Origin of the sequence: Vibrio parahaemolyticus (assembly GCF_900460535.1) — a bacterium.
GTDB classification, from domain to species: Bacteria; Pseudomonadota; Gammaproteobacteria; order Enterobacterales; family Vibrionaceae; genus Vibrio; species Vibrio parahaemolyticus.
Window position 1 is genome coordinate 1,684,717 of the sequence record NZ_UHIL01000002.1, and the last position, 26,444, is coordinate 1,711,160.

Genomic DNA, 26,444 nt, shown 5'->3' on the forward strand with positions numbered 1-26,444 from the left:
TCCAAAGGCCGATGGTTTTTCGCTATCGGCCTTTTTTCGTTTATGGTACAAAAGTAATGACGTTGAGCTTTGAAACGTGCTTAATTTTAATCGCTTATAAATCAAACGAGGGCGCATGGAAGATCAATATGGCGTATGCGATAGCAGTCAGAGTGAAATAGAAAACCCATTGCTTTGGCCAATGCTTGAGATTCTCAAAAAGCAACCGTCTGGTTGGAAAGTACACACCTTGGCCAGCAAGCTCAGTGAACGCGGTTACATTAACCAGCTTGACCCCTTGCCAGATAAAGACTTATTCAAAAGAAACTTTCTGATAATGAATGCGCTGTATCAACTGCAAGAGACGCTCTTTCCGGACAGTTGGTTGCAAGTAGAAGCGATGGATATCATGTTGATGTCAGCATTAGAAGCGAGTAGAAACAGCGTCGATCCAAACGATCCTTTGCGACAATACTATTTGGATTGGAGCCATTATGAAGCGAACGAAGATGAAGTTCGTCGATTACTCAATGAGTTTTGGACTCGTTATCAACGCTTTGTAGGCGGCGCCTCGGAGCATAACATCGATAAAGCGAAAGCGCTTAAACTCTTTGACCTAGCGGGTGATGCATCTCGTACTGAAATCCGCCGACAATGGCGAAAACTGGCGTTACGCTGGCATCCTGATAGAGAAAATGGCGATGCCGAAAGATTCAGAGTGTTGTGCGAAGCATGGAACGTGCTTCGAAATAAATAGTAAGTAACCATCTACTGAAGTAGGTGGTTTAGGGCTGAAAATAAAAAAGGCAGCGATTATCGCTGCCTTTGTGTTTTAGACGAGCCAGACTTGGATAAGTCGTGATACGTCAAATACAAAGTACTTAGTGTGAAGGTTTGAACTGTGACTTACGCATACGGTTAAGTGCAGCCATTACATCCAAAGTACGTGGTTTAGCAAGGTCACCTTGTTTAGGCAATGATGCGTGCCATTCGCCCGATAACATCTCTTCAATTTCTTTTGCTGGGTTGTTACACCAACCAGGCAGTTGTGCAAGCTGGAACCACAACCAACCAATGGCGTTCACTTCGTCAGCAGACTCAATCTGCTCTAGCGCACTAAGGTCAGTAAATTCTTTACCAAAACGCAGTGAGTCTTTGCCTTTTGCACTTACGCGGAATTTACCGTCAGTCAATATATTCATAAGAGCCACGCGGTTTAGTGCGCGTGGTCGGAAAGTTTGTAAGCTCTCTTCTGATTCGTTATGGCGCTGAGTAGGGTGCTGCGCAATCACTTGTTTTGCTTTTTCAGTCACGTCGACCGCTTGGTAGTCATGCATCTGAATAACGGTATTCGCCACATCTAGGTAATCACCAGAGCCACCCATAACGATGATAGTAGAGATATCCAGTTCATCACGTAATTGACCGATACGGTCAACCAGCGGTGTGATTGGCTCATCGCCTTTTGCCACAAGTGCCTGCATACGCTCATCACGAATCATAAAGTTAGTTGCAGATGTGTCTTCGTCGATCAGCAGTGATGTCGCACCGGCTTCGATAGATTCTTGTAACCAAGCCGCTTGCGATGTTGAACCTGATGCATCTTGCGTTGAGAAATCTGCAGTATCTTTACCCATTGGCAAATGGTTGATGTAGTTCGACAGATTTAAGTGATGCACACAACGGCCATCTTCTGCACGAATCTTCATCGCTTTCTGATCTGTTACGATGTACTCGCGACCATCGCCAGGAATGTGATCGTAAATAGAACGTTCAATGGCGTTCAGCAATGTCGACTTACCATGAAAACCACCGCCGACAATCAAAGTGATGCCTTGGGGAATGCCAAGTCCAGTCACGTAACCTTTGTTTGGTGCATGCAGAGTCACCTGCAAAGACTCAGGAGCCGTAAACTCCACTGCTTCTTTCATCGGCAAATCACAGTTACCCGCAATACGTGGTAGAACGCTACCATTCGCAACAAACGCAACAAGATTGTGTGCTTCTAATTGTTCTCTTAGTGCGCTTTGATCTTCTACGACTTGACAGTGCTTCACCATTGCTTCTTTATCCAACTCACGCTCAAGCGTCGCGCGTCGAATAAACTTAGGCAGATGAAACGTTAGGATGTTGTTCGCCTTTTTACCAAGCACAGAACGGCCTTCAGCGGGTAGGTTGACACGAAAACGCAGTTCAATCCCTTCTTCTGTGAATAGCACCGCTGTGCTGTCTAAAACCGTTTGACCATTTAAAGCGATTGATACGGTATTTTCTTGTTTAGCAAATTGCTCAAAGCTACGAGCAATAAAGTCGCGAGCCGCGCGTTGGAACGCCGGAGACTCGTCTTTTAACCACTCAAGACCAGTTAGTGACCAAGCACGAGTCGCACGAAAACGTGACGCAGAAGCATACGGGTCGCCTTGAACATGATCGATAAACAACGTGAAATCAGTGAAGTCATACTGACCTTTGATTTGTTGGTAAGCACGGTAGTTCTGCTTTTCAATTTTCTTAAGCGTGGCAGTTAACTGATCCATGAAGATATTGGCCTTTTAATTAGAAGCGGGCGGCGATTATAGAAACCACCGCAAGGAGAGTAAAGGAGAGCTTAGGAAGAATAGGCGTATTGGCCACCAATTTGACGCTGATTAAACAAACTTTGTTCGAACTCGTTACAAGGCATCGGTTTTCCGTACAAAAAGCCTTGTCCGATATCGCATCCTTCGCCAATCAAAAACTGCTCTTGTTGTGGCGATTCAATTCCTTCAATGACCACTTGCAGCTCAAGTTTTTTCGCAATATGGATGATGGAACAGATGATTGCGCGGTCATCGTCGGATTTTTCCATTTGCTGAACAAAACTCTTGTCGATTTTGATGGCATCAAAAGGGTACTTCTTCAAATAACTGAAAGAGGCGTAGCCCGTACCAAAATCATCAAGTGACAATGTCACGCCAAGTTTATTCAATTTTTTAAGGGTTGTTCGTGCGACCACTTCATCAGCAATTAACGCACTTTCTGTCACTTCTAACTCAAGAAAACGTGCCGGAAGGTGAAACGCTTCGAGAAGGTGTTCAACTTGCTCGGCAAAATTCACGTTTTGCAGTTGAATAGGAGAGACATTTACCGCAACTTTGAAATTATCGAATAACTCAGACCACTGTTTGGCTTTGTCGATAGCAGTACGCAAAACAAATGAGCCAACTTCAAATATGAGCCCATTTTGCTCAGCCATGTGGATGAGCGCTTCGTTAGATACATCACCTAAAACGGGGTGACGCCAGCGTAATAGTGCTTCTGCACCTATCCATTTGTGCGTATGAGGGTTCACTTTCGGTTGGAAATACAACATCAAATCGTCATTACGTACCGCTTGGAGCAGATAACTTTCGAGCTGATTATGGTTGTTCAACTCATGCGTGTGGCTCTCACAGAAGTAACTGTAAGCTTCACCCGACTCTTTACATAGCAACATCGCGTAACAAGCATTTTGTAGAAGCTGTTTAGCACTGCTCGAACGATGAGCCTGAACTACGCCAACGTAGGAGTGCAAATGCACCTCTGTGTCGTTGATGTAGAAGTTCCCCACGCTGATATTGGTGATTTTATCGAGCAGATTATGCAGTTTCGAATCAGCATCTTCTCCCCATAACAAAAGCACTAAGTCGTTTGAACTTGGGCGGCCAGTAATGAAGTAGTTTGAATCGTTCGTCCCAAGGCGCTTACGAAATTCTTTGAGGATCTCATCAAACGCTTCAAAGCCGTATCGAGTTTGTATGCTACGCGCATTACTAAAGCCCACATTTATAACAATTAAAGACTGATGCCCGTGTTCTAGGGATTGAAGCGTATCTTCAACCACCGCTTCCAGTGCGGCGCGATTAAGAAATCCGGTACCTTGGTCATGGGTTTTCTGGTAGTTAACTTGTCTTTCTGCGGCTTTGCGGCGGTCAATTTCTTGAGTGAGTGAAAAGCTGAGTTGGGCGAGGTCAGTGGTTCGGTTTTCTACGCGATTTTTAAGTTCGCTGTTAAGTCTCAACAGTTTGTATTGTTGGTAGACAACAGCAAGTTGAGCTTCTATTGAGTCCTTGAACGTATTGAGCAATTGCCGGTAAGTTTCGCTGTACTCATTGGCTTTAGAGTCCAACATACAAATGGTTCCAAACGTTTCGCCATTTGGCCAAAACAACGGCAAACCACAATAGGAGAGCATACCAAGTTTGATGTCCGGATTATTCGACCATTTTTCATCGGCAAGGGCATCGGGAACAACCAGTTGGCTTTTGGTTTCAATGACATGTTCACAGTACAAACCATGTCCAAGATCTTCTTTGTCACCAGCTTTATATGGATTACCTTGAGTGTCGCTTGAGGTGTTTACTTCGATGTGGTTTTGATGCACTCGCATGATAAGCGTGGTTGGCACGTCTGCAATCTGTGCGAGGAGATTGACGATATCCTGCCAGCTTCGCTGCATGGATTCAGGAATCTCATAATCTAGTGTTTGAAATCTCCCCATAGAGGCCTTCCTTTCCGGTAGTTTCACATCCTGTGAATCGAAGATTTATGCAGTAGTAATTGTTATAACATTAGTCGTTTTACTTAAGTATAGGGTCGCCCACAGACGAAACAAAAAAAAGTCCTGAAAACCTTTCAGGACCCTAAATTGTTGGAAGCCATCTCAAATATGAAACAAATTTGACGAACTTATGGCTTAAGTGACGCCAAGGTTTCTAACGAAATGTCTTGCGAGTAGTCTACATCGTCAAAGTTAAAGCCGTTGAGTTTCATGAACTCGTCTTTAAAGCCTTGGTAATCACCAATCTCTTTAAAGTTCTCCGCATTCATTTGTTCTAATAAATGACTCACTTCAGCCTGCGTTTGCGGATCCAGTTCTAAATCATCAATTCGAATCAATCGCTCGCCATCAACAGGAACTTTAGGCTGATCGTAAAGCTTCGTCGTGAACAGACGTTGCATTTGTTCGATGCAGCGTTCATGCGTGCCTTTCTCTTTCATTACTCGGTATAGAGCTAAAAGGTAAGGGCTCAGAGCAGGGATGAAAACACTGGCTTTCGTTACCAGCGCTTTACACACCGTGGCGTAAGCACCACCGTCGAAGTTAGCCAGTTTCAGATTCAATGCATGGCTGGTTTGGTGCAAATCAATTTTGGCTCGGCCTAAAGTACCATCGAGATAGATTGGGTGAGTAACTTCTGGGCCCATGTATGAGAATGCAATGGTTTTGCAACCTCGAGCAACGGATTCCGTGTTGATGAGAGTATCAATCCAGCTTTCCCAATCTTCCCCCCCCATGACCTTAATGGTCGCTTCTGCTTCCTCTTCGGTGGCGGGCTCGAGCGTGGTTTCAACCCATTGATCATTTTCAAGTAAGATGGAAGCGCCAGTAACCGACTCACCAATAGGCTTAATCACACTGCGCCAGAACGTATCTGAATGAGGTTTTGGACGAACGCCCGCTGCAAGGCTGTAAATCACCAAATCGACTTCACCTTCAAAGTAGGTTTCGATCGCTTCGATAACTTCATTACGGACAGAGTCAGAGAATGCATCACCAACAATATTGATTGCAGTGCGTCCTGCATGTGTTGCTTCTTGTTTGAAAAAGATGTTGTTGTACCAGCCTGCGCTGCCAACCCCTTTCTCAGATGGACCTCGTTCAAACGAGACGCCAATGGTGTCTGCTTCAGCGCCGCCAAACGTTAGGGCAATACGTGCTGCTAACCCAAAACCGGAGGAAGCACCAATAATTAAAACTCGTTTAGGGCCGCTTTTGATCTGCGGGGCTTTTTTTACGTATTCAATTTGCTCTTTTATGGATGCATGGCAACCGTGTGGATGTGCAGAGCGAGCAACAACACCTTGAATTAACGGTTCTATTCGCATTGTTGTGATCTAACCTCGGTGAGTGGAATTCTGGTTAGATTAACGTAAAGTTAGGTAAAACTTATTGAGCTAGACCATCAAAATTAGAGATGTTTAACCAATTCTTGAGCAACGAATTCCGCAATCCAAGGTTGAGCTTCAGGTTTCGGATGTAAGCCATCATCCATCATCCACTCTGGCTTGGTGATCACATGCTCTAAGAAGAACGGCATTAACTGAACTTGTTGATGCTCAGCCAATTTAGGATAGATGTCGTAAAACATGTCGCTGTAGCGCTTGCCGTAGTTAGGTGGGACACGAATTTGCATCATGACCACATTGGCACCAGAATCTTTGATCATGCTAATCATTTTCGACAGATTCGACGTAATAACTTTTGGAGGGAAGCCACGCAACCCATCATTGGCGCCCAACTCGATAAGAACTAAGTCGGGTGTATGTTGGTCAAGCAGTTGCGGGAGGCGAGCCAAACCGTTGCCAGTAGTGTCTCCGGAGATGCTGCCATTAATAACTGTTACATCTTGCCCGTGTTCGAGCAGCGCGTCAGGGAGTAAGCTAGGCCAACTCTTCTCAATCGGCATTTGATAGCCAGCACTCAAGCTATCACCAAGAACAAGAAGCTTTTCGCTTGCTTGCGATGCGGCGGAAAGACAAAAAAAGAGAACTAAGGAAAGTAAACGAATCATGCAAACACCTGTACTCAAAGCACCTATTGTTCAAGCGAATTTGGTTTCTAAACAAGTCTCTACTAATCAAGAACAATTAACAATCCTTAAAGATGTAAATGTTGACATCAGAAAGGGCGAGACCATCGCAATTGTCGGCACATCTGGTGCAGGCAAATCCACGCTAATGACATTGTTGGCGGGGCTCGACACACCAACCTCCGGAGAAATCACGCTTCTAGGACATGAACTTTCGAAGCTAGATGACGAAGCTCGTGCGAAAATCCGAGCCGATTCTCTAGGATTTGTCTTTCAAAGCTTTCTACTTATCCCAAGTTTGAGTGCACTTCGCAATGTGACCTTACCGTGTCTTTTACGCGGAGAAGCCGAAGATGAAGCACGAGCGACAGAATTGTTGACCGCTGTAGGATTGGAAAAGCGACTCGACCACTTACCAAGTCAACTTTCTGGTGGTGAACAACAACGCGTTGCGTTGGCCAGGGCATTTATGACTCAGCCAGAATTGCTGTTTGCTGATGAACCGACAGGGAACCTTGATCACCAAACCGCGGATAAAGTCATCGAGCTGTTGTTCGATCTCAATAGCCAGCACGGTACGACATTAATATTGGTCACTCATGATGTGAACTTAGCAAGCCGATGCGACAGAATTTATCGTATGGAGGCGGGTGAGCTTAAGGAGGAGATGTAATGTCAGCAGTATCTTCAAGTGAAGTAACATCTTCAGATCAACGTGGATTGAAGCAACACTCTCCGAATAAAAGTTTGGTGCGTTGGAGTTTGGGCGAAATTAGGCAAGGAAACCTTTGGCCGATCAGCGTCGCTCTGGTGTTGGTCATCGCGAGTATTTTTGCATTGTCTGCACTTGCATCTCGTATGGAGCAAGTGATTGTCAAGCAGGGCAAGGATGCATTAACAGCGGATGCGGTGTTCGTTTCCGCAAACCCATTATCTGACTCGCTATTAAAATCGACAGAGCAACTTGAGCGCTCCGTTATGACCCGATTTTCGACCATGGCTTTTAGCGATAACGGAATGCAGCTTATTTCTGTACGAGGTGTCGATGAAAGTTATCCTTTAATGGGAGAGTTGGTTTTAGATGGGAATGAGTCAGGTCGCGTGAAGCCTAACCAGCTTTGGTTAGACGAACGCATTATGGCTCAATTAGAAGTTAACAAAGGTGACAATGTCACCATTGGTGATGCAGATTTCACCGTTTCAGGTGCCGTGCTGATGGAGCCGGGTTTAAGTTTCAATCCATTCCAACAAATGCCTGCTGCGTATATTCACCAAAGCGACGTAGAAAAAACAGGCGCGATACAAGTCGGCAGTCGAGTGCAGTATCGACTGTTTCTAAAAGCTGACAATGCGGCGCTAAAGCAACTCCAAGATAAGACAGTTCTGTCACCAAGTGATCGCTGGCGTACTCAAGATACCGCGAGTCGCAGCAATGAAGTTTTTGATCGCACTACACAGTATTTATCATTGACCGTAGCTATCGTCATAATTATGGCCGCGACAACGTTGGTTCTTACTTGCCAAAACTACGTGAATAGCCGAACTCAAACCATCGCAATGTTGAAAAGCCTTGGCGCGAGCAGACGTTGGATAGAAAAGTGGTTATTGATTCAAGTTGCCATTCTATTGGTAACCGCCAGCATTGTCGGACTCATTCTGGGTAGCGGCTTGGAATATTTGTTACGTATTCCTCTGAAAGATCTCTTGCCAAACCCATTACCGAGTTACGGCGTCACTCCGTTTATTGTCGCTGTGGTTTCTGCCATTCTCATCACCGTTCCGGCGCTTGGTATCCCGCTACTTGGCTTAATTAAGACACCAGCACTTGAGGTTTTACAGCAGGGCACAGCGCAACGATCTTGGAAGCGACTGCTGCTCGTTCTTGTCCCTGTGCTTCCATTGCTCGCGTTGTACGCAAACAACACTTTGGTCTGGATTGTACTTGCGGGTATTGCAGCACTATTTGTCGTGTTGGCCGGATTAAGCATCGCATTGACGAAGTTATTCTCCCGCTTTGCCACCAAACCAGCGATGAAGTTGGCACTGAGCCGGATCAACCGCACGCCTATAACCAGCGGTCTGCAGTTTGGTGCGCTGTCGCTTTCTTTGATGCTCCTTTCCATTATTTGGCTTGTCCGTAGCGATATCCTCGCAGATTGGGAACGGACTTTGCCTGCGGATGCGCCTAATGTATTCGCATTAAACATTGCCGATCATGAACTGGCTAACTACCTAGAAACACTGGATAAAAATGGAGTGACGCGGTCACAAGCATTTCCAATTATTCGAGGACGACTCACAGAGATTAATGGCCAAAACGTTAAAGACGTTGAATATGAAGGGGAAGGCTCTGACGCAATCCGTCGAGAGCTTAACTTAACATGGGGTGATCAGTTACCAGAATATAATGACGTTCTTTCAGGAAAATGGACGAACGCAAACAGTGTTTCTGTTGAGGCAGATGTCGCGCGCGATTTGGGTATTCAACTTGGAGACGAATTAAGGTTTGTTATCAACAGCCAAAACTTTGATGCGACGGTGGATACCATTCGTCATGTTGAGTGGCGAGATATGAAGCCTAACTTCTATTTCATCTTTTCTTCTGATGTGATGGCAAATGTTCCGGGTTCATATTTAATTAGCTACCGAATCAATGAAGGAAACGAATCGCTGCTTACATCAATGTCGAGAGCGCACCCAACAGTTTCTGTGTTAGACATCCGAACTATGGGAGAGAAAATACAGGCACTAATACAACAAATCGTTTCTGCGATCACTATTCTTGCTTTGTTAGGCGTAGTTGCAGGGCTATTGCTCATTTTTACATTATTGCGCTTGAGCTTGTCTCAACGTCAGCAAGAAATCCGTCTGTATCGTACGCTCGGCTCAAGCAAAAAACGGATTAATACAACCTTGTGGGCGGAATACGGAATTATGGCGCTTGTCGCAAGTTCTGTCGCCGTTACGGCTGCCGAAGCCTGTGTAGCAGCAGTGATGAAGTATGGGTTTGACCTCAATGCTCAAATTCACCCTGAATTGTGGATAGCTTTACCGTTAGCCACTTTCGTTACACTGGCACTTGTTGTAATGAGTTTGTTGAAAAGATTGCTAACGCCAGTAAACACTTAATACCCATTTATATAACTAACGCGGACTCACTCCATGACATTTTTATTTTAGTTATCCACAAAAACGGTGGATAACTTTTGGGATAACTGGAGAGGTCAAAAATAGGGGTGATTCCGCAAGCTTTACGCCATGGGTCTTAGAGTGGGATTCTTATACACAACAGGCTAAAAATTCGCTCATCAAACCACTTCGTCAAGCACTTTTTTTGCAATTTTTTTATTCCGTAAAGCAACTTTTAAAGTTATCGCAAACCCATGAACTTTTTGTGATTTTAATCATGCCCAAACCCGAGTAGAATCACGGTTAGTAAAGATTTCTCCTTATAAAATTTTTAGTGAAGCAATGAAGTCTGAGTTTCTAAGTCATAAAGATAAACACATCGCCGTTGTAGGTGGTGGTGTAGCCGGTGCCACAGCCGCCATTCATTTTGCAGAGTTGGGATTCAAAGTCTCTGTTATTGAAAAGGGCGTCTCGTTAGTCAACGGCCCACCAATTTGTCACCTTCATGCGGGCGGTAATTTGTATCGTGAAATTTCTGAACAACAATGTTTGGATTTGCTTGCGCAATCTATAGATACGATCAGACTGTATCCTCACTCACTGAATATTCGTCCTACCATTATTGCCGTACCTCACTCTGATGGGGGTGACCCATTCGCGCTGCTGCCTCGCTTAGAGGTGATTAAAAGTGCTTACCAGGCGTTAGTCGACAAAGACGAACACAACAAAGTACTTGGCGAGCCTGAAGAGTATTTCAAACTGTATTCGAAAGAAGAATTGCAGGAACTGGCAAAACAAAACCAACCAGAACATCCATCCACATTTGATGAATGGAGCATTCCTTTTGCTCAGCACGCTGATTTAGAACAATTAAAATATCCGGTCGTTGCCGTTCAGGAGTATGGTTGGAGCGTGTTCCGTTTAGCGGCTATTGCTAACTTAACCTTAGCAAAACTGCCGAATTCAAACGTGATTACTCAAGCGACACTGAATCAGGCTGATTGGCTTGGTGATCATTGGCAATTGACTTACGAACACAATGGCGTCAATTGTTTGCTTACTTGTGATTACTTAGTCAACGCATGTGGTTTCGAGACGGGAACTATTGATAACGCAGTTGGTGCTAAGCGTGACCGTTTAGTTGAATTCAAAGCCGCTTACGTGACCAAATGGAACGAATGTAACCAGCAATGGCCAGAAGTCATTTTCCACGGCCCCCGTGGCACAGATAAAGGAATGGCGCAGTTAACTCCCTATGGAGATGGCTATTTCCAGCTGCACGGCATGACGAAAGAGATCACGTTGTTTGAAGATGGCTTAGTTGAAAGCACGGCACTCTCTGCTCAACCTGAGCTACCTGTTCCGTTACTGTCTAAAATTCGCAGTGGGTGGCGTGAAGAAATTTTGGGAGAAAGAACGCATAACGCAATACAACACATGGCCCAATTTATCCCTGATTACAAAACAGCGGAAAAAGGTGGCAAAGCATTGTTTGGTGCTCAACAGATTCCAGGCACAGATCCTGTGCTTCGCGCGGCAGATGTTTCATTCGAACAAAATCACTACGCTCGAATTGAAGTTGTGAAAGCGTCTTCTACGTTGTTAGCTGCTCAAAAAATGCTTCAGTATTGGTTTGATATCACGCCTCAACAAAATGTAGAAGCGCAACATCCAGTGACCGTTAATTGGTCTGAAGACAAAATCGAACAATACGCGATTAAACTGACCGAAGAACGAGGCTATCCGCATGCTCTAGCTGAACGCTACGGGATGTAAACAGCCAAAAACTGAATAGGGCTCAGTAGCCAAAAAACTGAGCCCACTGACACCACACATCCTGCAAACCTTGTCTATCACCCTTGATGAAACGCACTTTCTGACCCGGCTTCGCTTGCGCTAATCTAGGCAAATCTATTCTTGCAACACAACCAAGCTTTGGATACCCGCCAATGGTTTGGTGGTCATTGAGTAATACAATCGGATTACCATCATGGGGAATTTGAATGGCGCCTAGCGCGATCCCTTCAGACAAGATGCCATCATAAGGTGGCTTTACCGTATTTCCTTCAAGGCGATAGCCCATTCGATTAGAGTCTGGCGATATCGCAAAGCTTCCCGAATAGAGTTTTTCTTTAGCTTCAACACTGAAATCATCACATTGATAACCTTCAATAACGCGTAGTGTAATTGGCAAGTTGTAATCTGGCTTGAAACGAAATGTCATGATTCTTGGTTTATGGTTAGGTAATGAATGAGCGTCAAAAGGGAGAACATCTCCAGCTTTTAGAGCGTTACCATTGGCTTCTAGTCCACCTAATGCTTCACGAAGCACGGTCGATGAGCTCCCAAGGTGCTCAGGCACATTGAAGCCACCTTTTACAGCGAGATAGGCGCGAAGGCCATTTCTCGCCATTCCGAACTGAAGCTTTTGCCCTTTTTTTATCGAAAAATCCGACCAATTAGCAATAGGGTGACCATCTACTGATGCATTAAGATCGCCGCCACAAATTGCCAGGTGACAGTCTTGTAAGGCGACAAAACAAGCATTGCCTAGCGTAATCTCGATTGCTGAGCAATTCACACGATTTCCAAGTAAATGATTAGCCCAACTGTAGGCGTAATCATCAACAGGGCCACCTTGCGTTATCCCGATGTGAGCAAGACCAAAACGGCCAAAGTCTTGAATCAGTGACAAAGGCCCTGACTTTTCAACTAATAATCCTGATGCGCTCATAACGCTCCCCCTAATTCAAGAAATTCCTGTTTTGATACCGCATAAAACGTGACCTTGTCACCAACTTCAAAAGGAATAAAAGGAGGAGTATCCGAAAAGAGTGAGAGTGGAGAACGACCTATGATATTCCAACCACCTGGACTGTCTGATGGGTAAACGGCGGTCTTACTATCGGCAATGCCGACACTTCCTGATGGCACAAACGTTCTCGGCGTTTTTAACCTAGGCATGGTGATACTCTCTTCGACATCAGAAAGAAAGGCGAAGCCAGGTGCAAACCCAATCGCAGAAACGGTATATACTGGCTTTGTATGAGCATCAATAAGCGCGCCGATATCAATGCCTTGTTCTTCAAAACGCTTCAAATCTAAAGCAGTTTCTTCCGAGTAATAAACGGGTATCGAAATTTCGTTAGGTTCACCCTTGTCGGCTTTATTTGGATCAAAAGCGACTAAGATATTGTGCAGTATGCCGACTAACTGAAATTCACTGATTCTGAACGGTAAGTAATCAATTAACACGGTTCGATAGGAAGGAACGATATTCATGACAATATGAGACAGATGTTGGTTCATTGCTCGCGCTAACTGTCCAATTGAGTTTTCAGAAATGGTTTCATCAAATCGAATCAAAATGCTGCATTCAGAAACCAAATCAATCGAGAACTTTGTTTGATGCATTAATTTCCTCCGGAGTAGAGGCTTTGACGAATTTTTTGAATCAAAGCGATCGACTCTTCATTGTCTCCATGGACGCATATTGTGTCCGCTTCTAACAAGATATAACTGCCTGAAGCGGTTTTTACTCGGCCCGAATCAGCCAATGTTCTGACTTGTTCTAAAATCGCAAGCTCATCTTTCAAAACGGCATTTGGATGCGTTCTTGGTGTCAACATCCCATCATCCTGATACAGGCGATCGGCAAACGCCTCAAACAACAATGGCACATCATAATCGTCCGCGATTTCTAAATATTTTTCGTTCTCTTGCGATGCAAGGATCATCAACGGTACTTTAAACAGTGCGGCTGCTTTAACGACCGCTCGAAAAACCGCATCGCTTTTCATCATATCGTTGTAAAGGGCACCATGAGGCTTGATATAACCGATATCGGTATACTGCGCACGGCACAATGCCTGCAACGCGCCTACTTGATAGATCACCATGTTAGTAATTTCATCGCTGCTCATACTGAGGCTGCGTCGACCAAAACCTTGTAAGTCGGGATAACCGGGATGCGCACCAATATCAACATCGTGAAGATTCGCTAAGGTAATCGTGTCGTGCATCACGTTCGGATCGGAAGCGTGAAAGCCACAAGCAATGTTCGCCATATCGACATGAGGCATCACGCTATCGTCAGCGCCCATCTTCCAAGAACCAAAGCTCTCGCCCATATCGCAATTTAATGTCAGTTGCTGTTTATTCAATGTCATATATTTTTAGTTACCTTAGCAATCACATCACGATGCAGGAAAAACCTTTTATCTTCAGTGACTCAGTTCATTCTTCAAACAACCAGAATGAGATTTTTACTTAGAACTCGAGCTGAGAAAGATCATTAGAGTCCAGCACGTCGTTATCGTTCTTTGATTTGATCCGAATTTTAAGGTAATTCGGTCCTTTTCAATCCAATTTTTGAGAATTTAACGTTATTTTGCTTTGCCATCATGTTAGTCTTACGGCTTCTATTGGGTGATAGTTTGCATAACAACTCTTTTGTCTTCTAGCTGTTGTTGTGCGACAGGAATATATATGTCATTACGAGCAAAGCTTATCTGGCCGATTCTGGTTTTTATTACGGCAATCTTTGTTGCTTCAAAAGGTTATACCTCGTACACCGCATACCAATCGTCAAAACATGAGTTGGTTGAGCAAACTCGCAAGTTAATCAATAACGTGTCTTATTCAATTAAAGATGCGCTCACAACAAAGAACAAGCGAAAAGCACAAACTATTCTGGCCGATCTTCTAGAACAGCCCAACGTTTCTAGAGTGAAGTTGTATGATAGGGCCAATGAACCTTTTGTTGTGCTTGAAGGGAGCGGGGAGTCTGCTCCAGTGCCCAGTCAAAATGAAAGAAGTAAGCTCGATGCATTAGGGTACGCGTTGTCCGCCAAGTTTTTGTACGTACTTGAGCCTATCATCCATGAAGGGCATGTGATTGGCTCAATTCGAGTGACGTTGTCACACATTCCAATTATAAATGCGCAACATTCATTCTTGAAAGATGCCGGCGTACTTCTGCTGATATTGGCGGCTGGTGGCATTATTTTCTACATTACCATTGATCGTATCATTCTAAGACCGTTGCTCGATCTCAACGGTGCAATTCAAGATGTTACTTTTGGTAATGCCTCTCACGTACAAATTCGTCATCATTCTAAAGACGAACTGGGCGAAGTTATTCACGCATTCAACCGAATGATGACCAAACTCCGAAAAAGGGAAAAACAACGCCAACATTCGTTAGCTACGCTCGAACAAAAAAGAGCATTTTCAGAAGAAGTCATTGAATCCATTCAGTATGCGTTAGTTATTACCGACAACCTTGGCACCATTATCCACAGTAATGCTGCGACTCAGCATATATTTCAGAAAACACCGGAAACATTAGAAAATGCGAATATCCGCGATCTGATAAAAACAAAAATGCCGAACGAGCTTAGCCAAATTCTTAGTCGATGCTTAGAGTGTGATGATATCCACCTTCAAAACATTGATAACGAACAGCAGCTAAGCCTAACGACTCGTCGTTTGTCTAACCACGGTTATCTTCTCTTCGCCATTCAAGACATCACAGAGATTGAAGAGGCGATGAATCGCCAGCGCGTAGCTGGTCGAGTGTTTGAAGCCAGTCAAGACGGCCTTATTGTGCTTAATCACAAAGGCGTCATCACCATGGTTAACCCAGCAGTCACCAAGCTTGTGGGTTTAGAAATCGACCAGTTAGTTGGTCAGTCTTTCATTCAAACTATTCGTTGGCGAAAATTACAAGAAATGATGCCGAGTATCATTGAGTCCATTGAAAACTATGGCGTATGGCAAGGGGAAGTGATTGAGCAAAATCACTTAGGCTTACTTGTGCCAATGTTTGCTCGAGTAAATCGCATCGTGAAGTGCGAGGATAACGGTTTCTACGATTTGGTCATTATTCTTACCGATCTCTCCAATGCAAAAGAGATGGAGCGCCTCGAATATCTCGCACATCATGACGCGCTTACAGGATTAGCAAATCGTTCTAAGTTCCATTTAGAGCTGGAAGATTTAGTCCAAAGATCAGGCTATCAGCGCGATGAATTTGCGGTACTTTATCTTGATCTAGATGGTTTTAAGGAAATCAACGACACATACGGCCATGACGCTGGGGATGAAGTTTTAAAACGTGTCGCAGATCGTTTGACATCGGCGACTAGGCATAGTGACTTAATCGCACGCCTGTCTGGCGATGAGTTTGTTATGCTGGTCAACCCGGCCAATCAAAAAGTCGTAACGCGAATCGCCGAGCAATTGTTAGAGAGCATCTGCGCGCCTATTGAATACAAAGGTAATGAGTTAAAAGTCGGCGTGAGCATTGGGGTGAAATTGGTTGGCGTTAATGAACGAGACGCAACCCGTATTTTAAAGAGTGCGGATACCGCAATGTACCAAGCGAAGAAAGCCGGAAAAGGGCAAGCAATATTAATGGGATGCGAATTGCAAGAGACCGTTTAAATTGTCGCATTAAAGCTTTACACTAACCGGATTCGCGTCAGAAGGATTGATAAAATGAAAGTACTTGTTACGGGTGGTATGGGCTACATTGGCAGCCACACTTGTATTCAAATGATCGAAGCTGGTATGACACCAGTTATTCTCGATAACCTATACAACAGCAAATCTACAGTCTTAGAGCGCATTGAAAAAGTATGTGACGTAAAGCCTACTTTTATCGAAGCGGATATTCGCGATAAGGCTGCGCTTGTTGAGGCACTAAAAGCGCACAATATTGAAGCCGTTATTCACTTTGCAGGCCTAAAAGCAGTCGGAGAATCAGTAGAAAAACCGCTTGAGTATTACGATAACAACGTAAATGGCACACTTGTTCTTGTGGACGCAATGCGTGAAGCAGGCGTGAAATCACTGGTATTTAGCTCATCTGCGACAGTTTATGGTGATCCTGCATCAGTGCCAATTACTGAGGACTTCCCAACTAGTGCGACTAACCCATACGGTCGTAGCAAGTTAATGGTAGAAGAGTGCTTAACTGACTTCCAAAAAGCGAATCCAGACTGGAGCATCACACTTCTTCGTTACTTCAACCCTGTTGGTTCGCACCCAACTGGTGAGTTAGGTGAGGACCCGCAAGGTATTCCAAACAACCTGATGCCATTTATTTCTCAAGTAGCGGTTGGTCGTCGCGAATTTCTATCTGTCTTCGGCAGTGACTACCCAACCAAAGATGGTACTGGTGTTCGTGATTACATTCACGTAATGGATCTATCAGATGGCCACGTTGCTGCGCTAGAAAAAGTCGGCAGTAAAGCTGGTTTGCACATCTACAACCTTGGTACCGGTAATGGTTACAGCGTTCTTGAAATGGTAAAAGCATTTGAAAGCGCGTGCGGTAAAAATGTGCCATACCAGCTGGTTGAACGTCGACCTGGTGACATTGCAGAATGTTGGGCAGATCCTTCAAAAGCAATGAATGAACTAGGCTGGAAAGCATCACGTACTCTTGAAGAGATGACAGGGGACACATGGCGCTGGCAATCAAATAACCCACAAGGTTACCCAGATGCATAGCCTTTTAACACAATAACAACAAAAAGGCGCATTCCAGCGCCTTTTTTGATCTAAATCGGAAAAAATCGTAAATTACTGGTTAAAAGGTAGCAACCAAATAGATAAGTGCTAAACTACCCATGACTCTTAATTTAGGTCGTAAATTTTCTTGTAGCTATTGGGGTAGTTCATGGAGCTTGGTCTGATCATCGCATTCATCGTTGCAGCAGCAGTGATGGTGAAGAAAGAGATGGCAAAACAGTAAGCTTTCATTTTTCATACTTTTCTTAACATTTTTAAAATGAAAGCCAATTAAAAAAGCCAGCATTAAGCTGGCTTTTGTGTTTTCGGAGGCTTTAGAACTCGTATTTTGCTGTAATTGACCAGTTCCGCCCAGCTTGAGTCAGATCTTTGTTCTCTGTCTGAAGGTCACGCACATCATTCCAATTGTAGTACTCTTCATCTGTCACGTTGAACAGACCTGCTCGCAACGTAAGATCTTTAATAGGTTTGTAGTACGCGGTGATATCTACAACCGTAGCAGCAGAGATAGGCAACACTTTATCGTCATTTATGTCGCTTTTATGTTTAGAAGCTGTGTAGTTAATGGTTAACGTGGTTCCCCAGTTTTGTTCTGAATCGTAATTAAAACCAGCGACAAGGTTCCAAGGGTTAACACTGTTTAGTGGATTATTGTTTCCATCTTCACCTTCAGTATACGCCGCTGCTACACGAGAGCTAAAGCCTTCGATTGGCATGAACTTGTTCCACGAAAGTTGGTTTGAAAACTCAATACCTTTAATTGTCGCTTTGCCTATATTCACGTACTGCTTAATCGCAGGGTCAGTCACTGGCGTCCCAGTGCCAGAGACGGTTTTACTTTCGATGAAGTTGTCGTAGTCGCTGTAGAAAACTGACACTTCACTGCTAGAAATGTCATTGTTATGTCGCCAACCAAACTCGTACGAAATGCTGTCTTCTGCTTTTAAATCAGGATTTGGCTTAAAAATGTAGCCATGCATTGGGTTACCGAAAGAGTAGTACAACTCCTGGAAATCTGGAGCACGGAAACCTTGGCTGATTTGCGCGAATAAACGATGTTGCTCATTAAGCTTATAAACAGAACCTAAGCGGCCTGTAAATGCAGAATCAGAGAACTTTTTGTAGTCGCTAGCCGCGTTACCACTTGGGTTGCTGCTTGTTTCGCCTGGATCGGTTTCAAATGCATCCCACCGTACGCCTGGAGTAATCGTAAAGTTACCTACCGTAATCTCGTCTTGTAAAAAGAGCCCGTAACGACGCTCACTCGCAGAAGGAATATAGAAAATTTCTTTGTTCGCGTTTGCACTGTTGTACTCTTTGTTGACGTTCTTAATGTCTTTATCACTAAAGGATGCACCGTACACAAAGTAATGCTCTGTACTACCAAGCGAGAGATATTTGTCAAACTGTGAGTCAAACTGGTAGCCTTCATCCTCGTAGATGTAGTCTTTACGTTGGATATTCTGACCTTTAACACGATCAGTAATGCCGTTTTCTTCTTTGTTAAGCCAATCTAGTTGCCAGGTAAGGGAGTCCGCTAGGGCCGTTTGCATCTCCCAAATATGTTTTATACCAACTTGATATTGCTCTGTTACATCTTCACTTGTTGCATTCGTATAACCGTTGTAAGACTGCTTTCCGTTGCCTTTGTTGCGAATATAATTCCCATTGAACTCAACACGATGTGCATCATTGACTTGGTACTGAAGTTTAACCAGTAAGTTGTTCGCTTCAGTACTTGCATCTGCTAGATCTCCAAAGTTATCCAGTTCATTGCCGTCGCGACGCGTATAGGCAACTAGAGATTCCAAATCGCCAGTTTTGTTCGCTAGTGCAACAGATTCACTGAGTGTATTGTCTTCGGAAGAGTAGTTGAACTTCGCATGGCCCCCAAAGTTACGACCCTTAAGGAAATCAGCCGGATCTTTGGTTTCAAATGCAACAATGCCACCAATTGCGTCAGAACCATGCAGAGACGATGCTGCACCTTTTACAATTTCAACCGCTTTTATTAGGTCGGTATCCACGTTAACGCGAGCAGAGTTAATGAACGTATTCCCTGATTCGAACTGGTTACCTTGAGATACGCCGTCCACAAGAACCTTAATTCGGTTACCTTCGATACCACGAATATTGATACTCTGGACACCTTGACGCGAGTTGGTCTTAACTGTGACTCCTGGCGTGTACTCAAAGAGATCATCTAAGCCAGTGACCATGCTTTCTTCGATGTTCTTATCAGTAACGACGGCAACAGAAGCAGCAGTGTCTTCGATTTGGCTATTAGTACGAGTCGCAGTCACGACCACTTCATTGAAGGTTGAATGGTCTTCAGCGTAGGCACCTTGGGATAGTGCAATTAGAATAGAGGCTGATAAAATTGATTTATTATACATTGGTTTCAATACCTTAAATCCATAATAGGCAATAACAACGCGCAAATGCTAATGGATCTAAATAATAATTACTATCATTATCATTTTAATATTTAAATTTTGATGTCGTCTATTCTTGAATGCTTGGCATTTCTAGTCTTTATTTATCAGTGTGTTATATTGTTGAAAACGATTTCTGACAAATCTATCCAAATATCACAGCTGTGACTCACATCACACAAAGGGAGTTATCGTGCAGAGCCCTATCACTTTAGAAGCGCTCCATATCTTGGATGCGATAGATCGCAGAGGCAGCTTTGCGGCAGCGGCAAATGAGCTCGATAGAGCACCATCTTCACTGAGTTACCAAATCCAAAAGCTCGAACAAGATCTCGACATCAATATTTTTGACCGTTCAGGACACAAAGCGCTCTTTACGGAGGCGGGTAAGCTCATTTTGGAAAGAGGGCGTGCAATTCTGCAAGCGAGTGAAAAGTTAGTGAATGATGCGACTTTGCTTGCTAACGGTTGGGAGTTGGATATTACTGTTGCGTTTGATGGCATCATTCCAGTTTCAAACTTCTTTCCGATGGTGGATGCGCTGGCGGAAGTAAGCTCGACACGCATTAGGCTGCAAGAAGAAATTCTTGCAGGAAGCTGGGAATCTCTGAATACAGGAAGAGCCGATCTGCTTGTGTGCCCTTCGTTGGATACGTTACCGCAAGAAGTGAAAGCAGAGAAAATTGGCAAGATGTCCATGATTTGGGTTGCGGCAACCGAGCATTACGTTCACAAACGCAGTGGCGAGTTTGATGATTCAGCAAGAGAGAAATACCGAATTATTGCCATTGCAGACACCGCGCGCGAACAGCCAGCACTTTCGATAAACATCATTCAAAAGCAACCTAGACTCACTGTTACTAACTTTACAGCAAAAGTAGAAGCATTAACCGCAGGCTTAGGGATTGGTACCTTACCTAGACAAATCGCGCTACCGTTAATAGAAAAAGGCGTACTCAAACAAATTGAAGGCACAGAAGAACAGCCGATGGATATCATTCTAGCGTGGAGAAGAAACACCATGGGTGAAGCGAAATCTTGGTGCATTCAGTATCTGAAGAAGAATTGGAAACTAAAGTAACAGCGTCACTTTTTACTTCTTAGATTCAGATGAGTCTACTGAATCTAAGAAGTTGAGCGGTAAAAAGAGAGCACGCTCCTCACTCATTAATTTAAAGGTAGCACCATATCTGCCGTACCATCAGCAAACTGGACATCAACTTCAAACCCCAAACGTTGAGCAAGCATCAGCATCCCTCGATTGGTAGGCATCGTCATACCTGACATTTGTTTCGTGCCTTTAATTTTGCAATAGCTGATGATCTTCTCCATCAAGATTTTTCCTAATCCTTTTCCTTTCAAATCTGAGCGAACCAAAATCGCAAATTCAGCATCACTATTGTCTGGCGTGATCAGCGCACGCGCGACACCAATGATCGAAGGTCCACTTTTATCGAATGCTACTGCGACAAAGGCCATCTCTCGGTCGTAGTCAATTTGAGTAAAATTAGCTAAAGCTTCGTGATTGAACTCACCAACCTCTGAGAAGAACCGTTTATAGAGATCTTCTTTAGATACACTATTGATGAACTGAGCGTGGAGTGGCTCATCTTCAGGAAGAATTGGACGAAGAAGGATTGGTTGACCATCACGCAGTGTCACAGTTTCAACAAATTCAGCAGGGAAAGGGCGAATAGCCAGTCGTTTTTGCGCGTCACCTTCATATTTGCAAAGCGTCACATCAGCATCAAGTATGGTTAAGTCATCTCCAGACACCAGCACTGGATGGATATCCAGTCTTTGTATTTCAGGTAACTCAACCGCCATTTGCGAAATACGAACTAAGAATTTTGAAAGCTCAGTAATATCGAGCGCATCTTTGTGTTTCTGAAGACGGATCTTCCCGGACTTTAATGCAACCACGACTAAATAGCGTGCAAGCGTCATATTCAAAGGAGGAAGGGCGGCCACCGCATCTTGAGCGATGTTCCATTCAGATCCACCTTGACCAAGTAAAATGACAGGCCCAAATACCTTGTCGACCGCGATACTGATTCGCAACTCCTCCGCGCTGCCAAGCTTCGCCATGCCTTGAACTAGCAGGCCGTGTACGTTTGCAGATGGGTAACTGAATTTGACGGTATCTAAAATCGATTGTGCAGCGTTAGAAACTTCTCGACTATTTCTCAAATTAAGCGCCACGCCGTGTACGTCTGATTTGTGAGGAATATCAGGAGAGCGTAGCTTCACGGCGACAGGGTAGCCAATATTTTCTGCCATGTGAACTGCTTCGATTTCATCCGATGCTATCCAAGTAGGCAAAACATTAAAGCCAAAGAGCTTAAATAATGGGCTAGTTTGGTGTGTATCCAGTGTGACTGTGTTTTTATCCAGTAGTCGTTCATCTACCCATTCTTTTGCAGAATTTACGCTACCTGAGTGCAGCGGCTCTGCTGTTGTTGGCGTTTCCATCAACTGTTTCTGGTTTCGCCTGTATTCAACGAGGTGCATGTACGCAACGACCGCGCTTTCCGGCGTACGATAGGTAGGTATCCCCGCTTGAGTGAATGCCAGTCGAGCATCTCGAGATGTTTGTTCCCCAGACCAGTTAGTTAGGACATTAAAATGTTTATGTCGAGGGTGATTCTTGATGGCTTCAATAACCGCCAAAGCCGTTTCATAAGAATCAGACACAGCAGAAGGACTGTGCATAATCAAAATCGCATCAGCACAATCATTATTCATTACCGCATTGATCGCATCTACGTAGCGTTTTTTCGTTGCATCTCCGGAAAGATCTATCGGATTAACACCCCGCCAGTTAGACGGCAAAATGGCTCTGAGCTGATCGGTTGTTACTTCGTCCAGAGTCGCTAAATTGCCACCTCGTTCAACTAGTGTATCGACTGCCATGACGGCAGGGCCTCCACCGTTAGTGATGATGGCTAAGCGTTCTCCACGCAACGGAACTGAGTGCGTCAGCGTCTCTACCGCAGCAAATAACTCATGCGTATTGCTAACACGCAGCATACCCGTTCTTCGTATCGCAGAGTCATAAATTACATCGAGCGTATCGCCATCTTGCTGCTCGAACGTATTCATTTCTTTTGAACGACCAGCTTTCAACACCAATATACGACGATTGCGAGAAGCGGCGCGGGCTGCGGACATAAATCGTCGGGCATCTTGAATGGAGTCGACATACAACAATATTGCTTCGGTATTACCATCCATACTCAAATAATCGAGCAAATCTGCAAAATCAATATCTTGTCCACGACCAATCGAGATAAATGAAGAAAAACCGATATTTTTGTCGTTAGCCCAATCTAAAACCGTGGTACAAACGGCAGCCGATTGAGAGATAAAAGCAATCTTTCCCGGCTTTGCTGCGACAGGCGAAAACGTACAATTGAAATTATGCCAAGGTAAGATAATTCCAAGACTGTTTGGTCCAAGAACCCGAATATTAAGAGATGACAAATCTAGCGTTTGTGCATCATCAGAAATTACTATCGCGAATGGAGTACCACGCTCATCCAGCTCTGTGAGAAGTTGTTCATTTCGCGAAGCATTAGTACAGAGAATAGCGATATCCGGCGTATAGGGCAGGGAAGCAACATCGCGATAGGCAATGACGCCCGATACCGCTTTATACCTTGGGGTAACGGGCATGATTGCACCGTCAAACCCACTTTGCAGAAGATTCCGCATAACGACTTGGCCTGCACGGAGTTCTTTTTGAGAGGCGCCAATTACCGCTACGGAACTAGGTTTAAAGAGCTTATGTAGTTTATTCATGTGAACTCCTGCGGCTTGTCGCGGCTTACTTGCAATCTGCTACGTTGATATCAACAATCATAAACGAATAAATAGGCCAGAAAACATAAACGAACCGGACATTGAAGCAAATCTATACAGTGCTTGTAGAGTTTGTGTTACTCATCACATCAAATTCGCAGATTATTGTATTTGATGCTTGATAAACGGGCCTGCTATCGGCATGATTTATCGTAATATTTATCCAGAGCGTTTGTTACTTCATGAAAAAAATCGCAATCATTGGCTTATCAGTCCTTCTTTCAGCTTGTGTTTCGGAAACTTACATCACAGATGTCACCTCCGAAAGCTACCGAGAAGACTACAAATCAGACGCAGTCTCTAAGCCTATAATGGCATCTGAAAGTGCAGTTGTAGAACAAGACGTTAAGCCTGAAGTCGTGAAAATGACGGCAAAGCCTGAAGAGAAAAAAGTGGTGAAACTCACACCAAAAGAGCAGGTAAAACCCGTTAAAATCGTCCCTCCGAGCAAGAAGCAAGCAGGTATTCAACGATTCGGTTACACCATCCAAGTAGTCGCCGTCGGTAGCCAAGCTAAAGTTGATCAATTTGCAAACAAACTGCCTCAAAATGGTCAGCCGATTTGGGAGAATTACAAAGTCGTCAACGGCACAAAGTGGTTCTCGGTTCTTTACGGTGACTACGCAACAAGCGCCGAAGCTCAACAAGCGATTTCAACGCTTCCAACTCAATTCCAACAGTTGAAGCCTTTTGTTAAAAGCATTGACGCAATTAAGAACTCATCATTTCCAACGCTTAACAAACTCAACTAATCAAACCAAAATAAGGGAGCAATACGCTCCCTTATTTCTTTGGTCAAATCCTATTCGAACAGAATTCCTCACACTAAAATAACTGTACGTTACACCTCAAAGGTTTATCATATTAACTAGTATCTTTTGTAGGTCACGGAAAGATTGATTCATGATTAAAAATATTCTTCTATTATGCGGCGGCGGCTCTTCTGAACACGAAATTTCACTGTTGTCGGCTAACTTTGTTGAACAACAACTCAACCTAATTCAGAACGTCAAAGTCACTCGCGTAGAAATAAAAAATGAAGGTTGGGTTACAGATCAAGGCGAATTGGTTTACCTTGATTTAAACACCAAACAATTGTGCTCGAATGAGTCCAATCAAACGATCGACTTTATTGTGCCTTGTATTCACGGCTTTCCCGGCGAGACTGGTGACATTCAATCACTATTCGAAATTGCCGGTATCCCATACTTAGGATGTGGACCAGAAGCAAGCAGCAACAGTTTCAATAAAATCACATCAAAACTTTGGTACGACGCTTTAGACATTCCAAATACACCTTACTTATTCCTAACTCGCAATGATGAACACGCTCACAGACAAGCTGAACAAGCCTTTGAAAAGTGGGGAAAAGTGTTTGTTAAAGCTGCACGTCAGGGCTCGTCTGTTGGGTGTTACAGTGTAGCGGAAAAACAAGCTATCGCTAAAGCAGTAAACGATGCGTTTGGTTATTCAGATCAAGTACTTGTAGAGAAAGCGGTAAAACCTCGTGAGTTAGAAGTCGCAGCTTATGAAATGAACGGTGAACTGCACATCACTAAGCCAGGTGAAGTGATCGCACCCGATGGTGCATTTTACTCATACGATGAAAAATACAGCAGTTCAAGCCATTCATTAACAGAAGTAGAAGCGAAGAACCTGACTCAAGAACAGATCGATAAGATTCGTCATGCGTCAGAAACCGTATTCAAACAAATGAACCTTCGTCATTTGTCTCGCATCGACTTTTTCCTTACGGAAGATAACGAAATTTACTTGAATGAAGTGAATACATTCCCAGGAATGACGCCAATTTCAATGTTCCCAAAAATGCTTCAAAACAATGGTCACAAGTTCCATGAGTTTCTTGAAGATTGTATTAATAGTGCAAAGTGATTAACGTTCACGCGATACGTTTTGTGTTAGAAATAGTTGAATAGAGCACGGTTTGTTCAAGCGATATTTGAATAATGCTCAGTAGCAATTATGATTGTATTAACGCATTAAACAGATGATTCAGTGGTATGGCAATTTCAAATTATAGAGGTTTTAACCTGCAGTCAGGCGGACCCGATGGCAGTATTTGGAAGGTTAAAATCAAAAACCACGTTTTACAAGGCAGTTTGACGGCGGTGAAAAAGAGCATTGATTGGTGGTGTGACACAGCATCAATCATTGACCCGAAAGAATTCGCGTCTCTTGGACAAAGAGCACACCCAACAGGTGGTGTTCAATCAGAAGTTTTTAACGGCTATACCATTAAAAACGACACTGGTGAACCAAACGGTTGGTACTGTATGTTTAATGGTAAACTCATTAAAGGTGGCAAAGCTGCTATTCAACGACACATCGAAGCTTATTTAGTTGCAAAGCAGAAAGCGATGCAAGCACAGGCACAACAGCAAAAGAAATAACAGAATGACCCTGGTATATTCAACAGAAACCGGACGCATTAAACCGGAAGAAGAAAAAGTAGCTCGTCCTAAAGGCGACGGTATTGTTCGTATTCAACGCCAAACCAAAGGCCGTAAAGGCAAAGGCGTTTGTATCGTTTCAGGATTAGACCTAGACGACGCGCCTTTGAAACTGCTCGCTGCAGAGCTTAAAAAAGTATGCGGTTGTGGCGGTTCAGTCAAAGATGGCACCATCGAAATTCAAGGTGACGCAAGAGATAAGATCAAAACACACCTTGAAAAGAAAGGCATGACAGTAAAACTAGCCGGTGGCTAAATTCCTGACGTTCAAATCTCAGATAAACTAAAAATGGCGTCTATATGATTAGACGCCATTTTTATTTGCAATAAACGACGAGCTAATTGAAGAACAAGCAATCGCAGATTGATAGATCGATATTAGCTATTTTATGGTAAATCAGAATACTGTTAAATATGCA

At 43.9% G+C, this 26,444-nt stretch carries 21 protein-coding genes; 11 read left to right on the top strand and 10 right to left on the bottom strand.

Annotation, left to right across the window (positions count from 1 at the left end):
* Window positions 1-115 precede the first annotated feature (115 nt).
* Complete coding sequence (locus tag DYB02_RS24705) at window positions 116-736, top strand: DNA-J related domain-containing protein (protein ID WP_029804959.1); 621 nt, start codon at window positions 116-118, stop codon at window positions 734-736.
* Window positions 737-860: 124 nt separating this feature from the next.
* On the opposite strand, the gene DYB02_RS24710 is transcribed toward DYB02_RS24705, so the two are convergent.
* From DYB02_RS24710 to DYB02_RS24725, 4 genes are all read right to left on the bottom strand, one after another.
* Window positions 861-2,516: an ABC-ATPase domain-containing protein gene (locus DYB02_RS24710; protein WP_029804961.1), complete on the bottom strand. Its 1,656-nt coding sequence runs from the start codon at window positions 2,514-2,516 to the stop codon at window positions 861-863.
* 71 nt (window positions 2,517-2,587) lie between these two features.
* A complete protein-coding gene (locus DYB02_RS24715; protein WP_005498840.1) occupies window positions 2,588-4,498 on the bottom strand; it encodes a sensor domain-containing phosphodiesterase in 1,911 nt (636 codons plus the stop codon).
* Window positions 4,499-4,686: 188 nt separating this feature from the next.
* A complete protein-coding gene (fabV, locus tag DYB02_RS24720; RefSeq protein ID WP_029806628.1) occupies window positions 4,687-5,886 on the bottom strand; it encodes an enoyl-ACP reductase FabV in 1,200 nt (399 codons plus the stop codon).
* Window positions 5,887-5,969: 83 nt separating this feature from the next.
* The gene (locus tag DYB02_RS24725; RefSeq protein WP_005455373.1) at window positions 5,970-6,572 is read right to left on the bottom strand and encodes an arylesterase; all 603 of its coding nucleotides are present in this window, start codon (window positions 6,570-6,572) and stop codon (window positions 5,970-5,972) included.
* Here DYB02_RS24725 and DYB02_RS24730 point away from each other — a divergent pair.
* From DYB02_RS24730 to DYB02_RS24740, 3 genes are all read left to right on the top strand, one after another.
* Entirely contained in the window at window positions 6,571-7,263 is a 693-nt protein-coding gene (locus DYB02_RS24730) for an ABC transporter ATP-binding protein (protein WP_025442747.1), read from the top strand. The genes DYB02_RS24725 and DYB02_RS24730 overlap by 2 nt on opposite strands.
* Window positions 7,263-9,719 (top strand): ABC transporter permease, encoded by a 2,457-nt coding sequence (locus DYB02_RS24735; RefSeq protein ID WP_029804416.1) that lies wholly within the window; start codon window positions 7,263-7,265, stop codon window positions 9,717-9,719. The genes DYB02_RS24730 and DYB02_RS24735 overlap by 1 nt, the downstream gene beginning before the upstream one ends.
* A 342-nt stretch (window positions 9,720-10,061) precedes the next feature.
* Entirely contained in the window at window positions 10,062-11,495 is a 1,434-nt protein-coding gene (locus tag DYB02_RS24740) for an FAD-dependent oxidoreductase (RefSeq protein ID WP_029804417.1), read from the top strand.
* A 22-nt stretch (window positions 11,496-11,517) separates the two neighbouring features.
* Here the strand turns inward: DYB02_RS24740 and DYB02_RS24745 are convergent, their stop codons facing one another.
* Genes DYB02_RS24745 through DYB02_RS24755 form a run of 3 tightly spaced genes read right to left on the bottom strand, consistent with a single transcriptional unit; the run spans window position 11,518 to window position 13,888 of the window.
* Complete coding sequence (locus DYB02_RS24745) at window positions 11,518-12,453, bottom strand: 5-oxoprolinase subunit C family protein (protein ID WP_029804419.1); 936 nt, start codon at window positions 12,451-12,453, stop codon at window positions 11,518-11,520.
* On the bottom strand, window positions 12,450-13,133 hold the full coding sequence (locus DYB02_RS24750; RefSeq protein WP_025787617.1) for a 5-oxoprolinase subunit B family protein: 684 nt from the start codon (window positions 13,131-13,133) through the stop codon (window positions 12,450-12,452). Before DYB02_RS24750 ends, DYB02_RS24745 begins: the two co-directional genes overlap by 4 nt.
* Window positions 13,133-13,888 carry a 5-oxoprolinase subunit PxpA gene (locus DYB02_RS24755; RefSeq protein WP_005498854.1) on the bottom strand — a complete coding sequence of 252 codons (756 nt, stop codon included), beginning with the start codon at window positions 13,886-13,888 and terminating at the stop codon, window positions 13,133-13,135. The genes DYB02_RS24750 and DYB02_RS24755 overlap by 1 nt, the downstream gene beginning before the upstream one ends.
* A 319-nt stretch (window positions 13,889-14,207) precedes the next feature.
* On the opposite strand from DYB02_RS24755, the gene DYB02_RS24760 reads away from it, so the two are divergent.
* On the top strand, window positions 14,208-16,166 hold the full coding sequence (locus DYB02_RS24760; RefSeq protein WP_025516416.1) for a diguanylate cyclase domain-containing protein: 1,959 nt from the start codon (window positions 14,208-14,210) through the stop codon (window positions 16,164-16,166).
* Window positions 16,167-16,220: 54 nt separating this feature from the next.
* Entirely contained in the window at window positions 16,221-17,237 is a 1,017-nt protein-coding gene (gene galE / locus DYB02_RS24765) for a UDP-glucose 4-epimerase GalE (RefSeq protein ID WP_021448522.1), read from the top strand.
* A 126-nt stretch (window positions 17,238-17,363) separates the two neighbouring features.
* Here the strand turns inward: galE and DYB02_RS26020 are convergent, their stop codons facing one another.
* Both DYB02_RS26020 and DYB02_RS24775 read right to left on the bottom strand, forming a co-directional pair.
* A complete protein-coding gene (locus tag DYB02_RS26020; protein WP_005480852.1) occupies window positions 17,364-17,489 on the bottom strand; it encodes a hypothetical protein in 126 nt (41 codons plus the stop codon).
* An 83-nt stretch (window positions 17,490-17,572) separates the two neighbouring features.
* Window positions 17,573-19,654: a TonB-dependent hemoglobin/transferrin/lactoferrin family receptor gene (locus DYB02_RS24775; protein WP_029804420.1), complete on the bottom strand. Its 2,082-nt coding sequence runs from the start codon at window positions 19,652-19,654 to the stop codon at window positions 17,573-17,575.
* A 232-nt stretch (window positions 19,655-19,886) separates the two neighbouring features.
* Here DYB02_RS24775 and DYB02_RS24780 point away from each other — a divergent pair, with 232 nt between their 5' ends.
* Complete coding sequence (locus tag DYB02_RS24780) at window positions 19,887-20,774, top strand: LysR family transcriptional regulator (protein ID WP_029804422.1); 888 nt, start codon at window positions 19,887-19,889, stop codon at window positions 20,772-20,774.
* A gap of 86 nt (window positions 20,775-20,860) precedes the next feature.
* On the opposite strand, the gene DYB02_RS24785 is transcribed toward DYB02_RS24780, so the two are convergent.
* The gene (locus DYB02_RS24785) at window positions 20,861-23,494 is read right to left on the bottom strand and encodes a bifunctional acetate--CoA ligase family protein/GNAT family N-acetyltransferase (protein ID WP_029796591.1); all 2,634 of its coding nucleotides are present in this window, start codon (window positions 23,492-23,494) and stop codon (window positions 20,861-20,863) included.
* Window positions 23,495-23,736: 242 nt separating this feature from the next.
* Between DYB02_RS24785 and DYB02_RS24790 the strand changes: the two genes are divergently transcribed.
* From DYB02_RS24790 to yciH, 4 genes are all read left to right on the top strand, one after another.
* The gene (locus DYB02_RS24790; protein ID WP_005455347.1) at window positions 23,737-24,306 is read left to right on the top strand and encodes an SPOR domain-containing protein; all 570 of its coding nucleotides are present in this window, start codon (window positions 23,737-23,739) and stop codon (window positions 24,304-24,306) included.
* A gap of 151 nt (window positions 24,307-24,457) precedes the next feature.
* Entirely contained in the window at window positions 24,458-25,447 is a 990-nt protein-coding gene (locus DYB02_RS24795; RefSeq protein ID WP_005455294.1) for a D-alanine--D-alanine ligase, read from the top strand.
* Between the two features lie 128 nt (window positions 25,448-25,575).
* Window positions 25,576-25,965, top strand: a complete 390-nt coding sequence (locus DYB02_RS24800; protein ID WP_005455283.1) for a DUF3319 domain-containing protein — start codon at window positions 25,576-25,578, stop codon at window positions 25,963-25,965.
* 4 nt (window positions 25,966-25,969) lie between these two features.
* Complete coding sequence (yciH, locus tag DYB02_RS24805) at window positions 25,970-26,281, top strand: stress response translation initiation inhibitor YciH (RefSeq protein ID WP_005455336.1); 312 nt, start codon at window positions 25,970-25,972, stop codon at window positions 26,279-26,281.
* The last annotated feature ends 163 nt before the right edge of the window (window positions 26,282-26,444 follow it).

Coding starts and splice junctions, on each gene's coding strand:
- DYB02_RS24730 (WP_025442747.1), top strand. CDS start 6,571: ATGCAAACACCTGTACTCAAAGCACCTATTGTTCAAGCGAATTTGGTT.
- DYB02_RS24725 (WP_005455373.1), bottom strand. CDS start 6,572: ATGATTCGTTTACTTTCCTTAGTTCTCTTTTTTTGTCTTTCCGCCGCA.
- DYB02_RS24710 (WP_029804961.1), bottom strand. CDS start 2,516: ATGGATCAGTTAACTGCCACGCTTAAGAAAATTGAAAAGCAGAACTAC.
- DYB02_RS24755 (WP_005498854.1), bottom strand. CDS start 13,888: ATGACATTGAATAAACAGCAACTGACATTAAATTGCGATATGGGCGAG.
- DYB02_RS24775 (WP_029804420.1), bottom strand. CDS start 19,654: ATGTATAATAAATCAATTTTATCAGCCTCTATTCTAATTGCACTATCC.
- DYB02_RS26020 (WP_005480852.1), bottom strand. CDS start 17,489: ATGAAAGCTTACTGTTTTGCCATCTCTTTCTTCACCATCACTGCTGCT.
- DYB02_RS24735 (WP_029804416.1), top strand. CDS start 7,263: ATGTCAGCAGTATCTTCAAGTGAAGTAACATCTTCAGATCAACGTGGA.
- DYB02_RS24790 (WP_005455347.1), top strand. CDS start 23,737: ATGAAAAAAATCGCAATCATTGGCTTATCAGTCCTTCTTTCAGCTTGT.
- fabV (WP_029806628.1), bottom strand. CDS start 5,886: ATGCGAATAGAACCGTTAATTCAAGGTGTTGTTGCTCGCTCTGCACAT.
- DYB02_RS24715 (WP_005498840.1), bottom strand. CDS start 4,498: ATGGGGAGATTTCAAACACTAGATTATGAGATTCCTGAATCCATGCAG.
- DYB02_RS24785 (WP_029796591.1), bottom strand. CDS start 23,494: ATGAATAAACTACATAAGCTCTTTAAACCTAGTTCCGTAGCGGTAATT.
- DYB02_RS24705 (WP_029804959.1), top strand. CDS start 116: ATGGAAGATCAATATGGCGTATGCGATAGCAGTCAGAGTGAAATAGAA.
- DYB02_RS24800 (WP_005455283.1), top strand. CDS start 25,576: ATGGCAATTTCAAATTATAGAGGTTTTAACCTGCAGTCAGGCGGACCC.
- DYB02_RS24745 (WP_029804419.1), bottom strand. CDS start 12,453: ATGAGCGCATCAGGATTATTAGTTGAAAAGTCAGGGCCTTTGTCACTG.
- yciH (WP_005455336.1), top strand. CDS start 25,970: ATGACCCTGGTATATTCAACAGAAACCGGACGCATTAAACCGGAAGAA.
- DYB02_RS24750 (WP_025787617.1), bottom strand. CDS start 13,133: ATGCATCAAACAAAGTTCTCGATTGATTTGGTTTCTGAATGCAGCATT.
- DYB02_RS24760 (WP_025516416.1), top strand. CDS start 14,208: ATGTCATTACGAGCAAAGCTTATCTGGCCGATTCTGGTTTTTATTACG.
- DYB02_RS24795 (WP_005455294.1), top strand. CDS start 24,458: ATGATTAAAAATATTCTTCTATTATGCGGCGGCGGCTCTTCTGAACAC.
- DYB02_RS24740 (WP_029804417.1), top strand. CDS start 10,062: ATGAAGTCTGAGTTTCTAAGTCATAAAGATAAACACATCGCCGTTGTA.
- galE (WP_021448522.1), top strand. CDS start 16,221: ATGAAAGTACTTGTTACGGGTGGTATGGGCTACATTGGCAGCCACACT.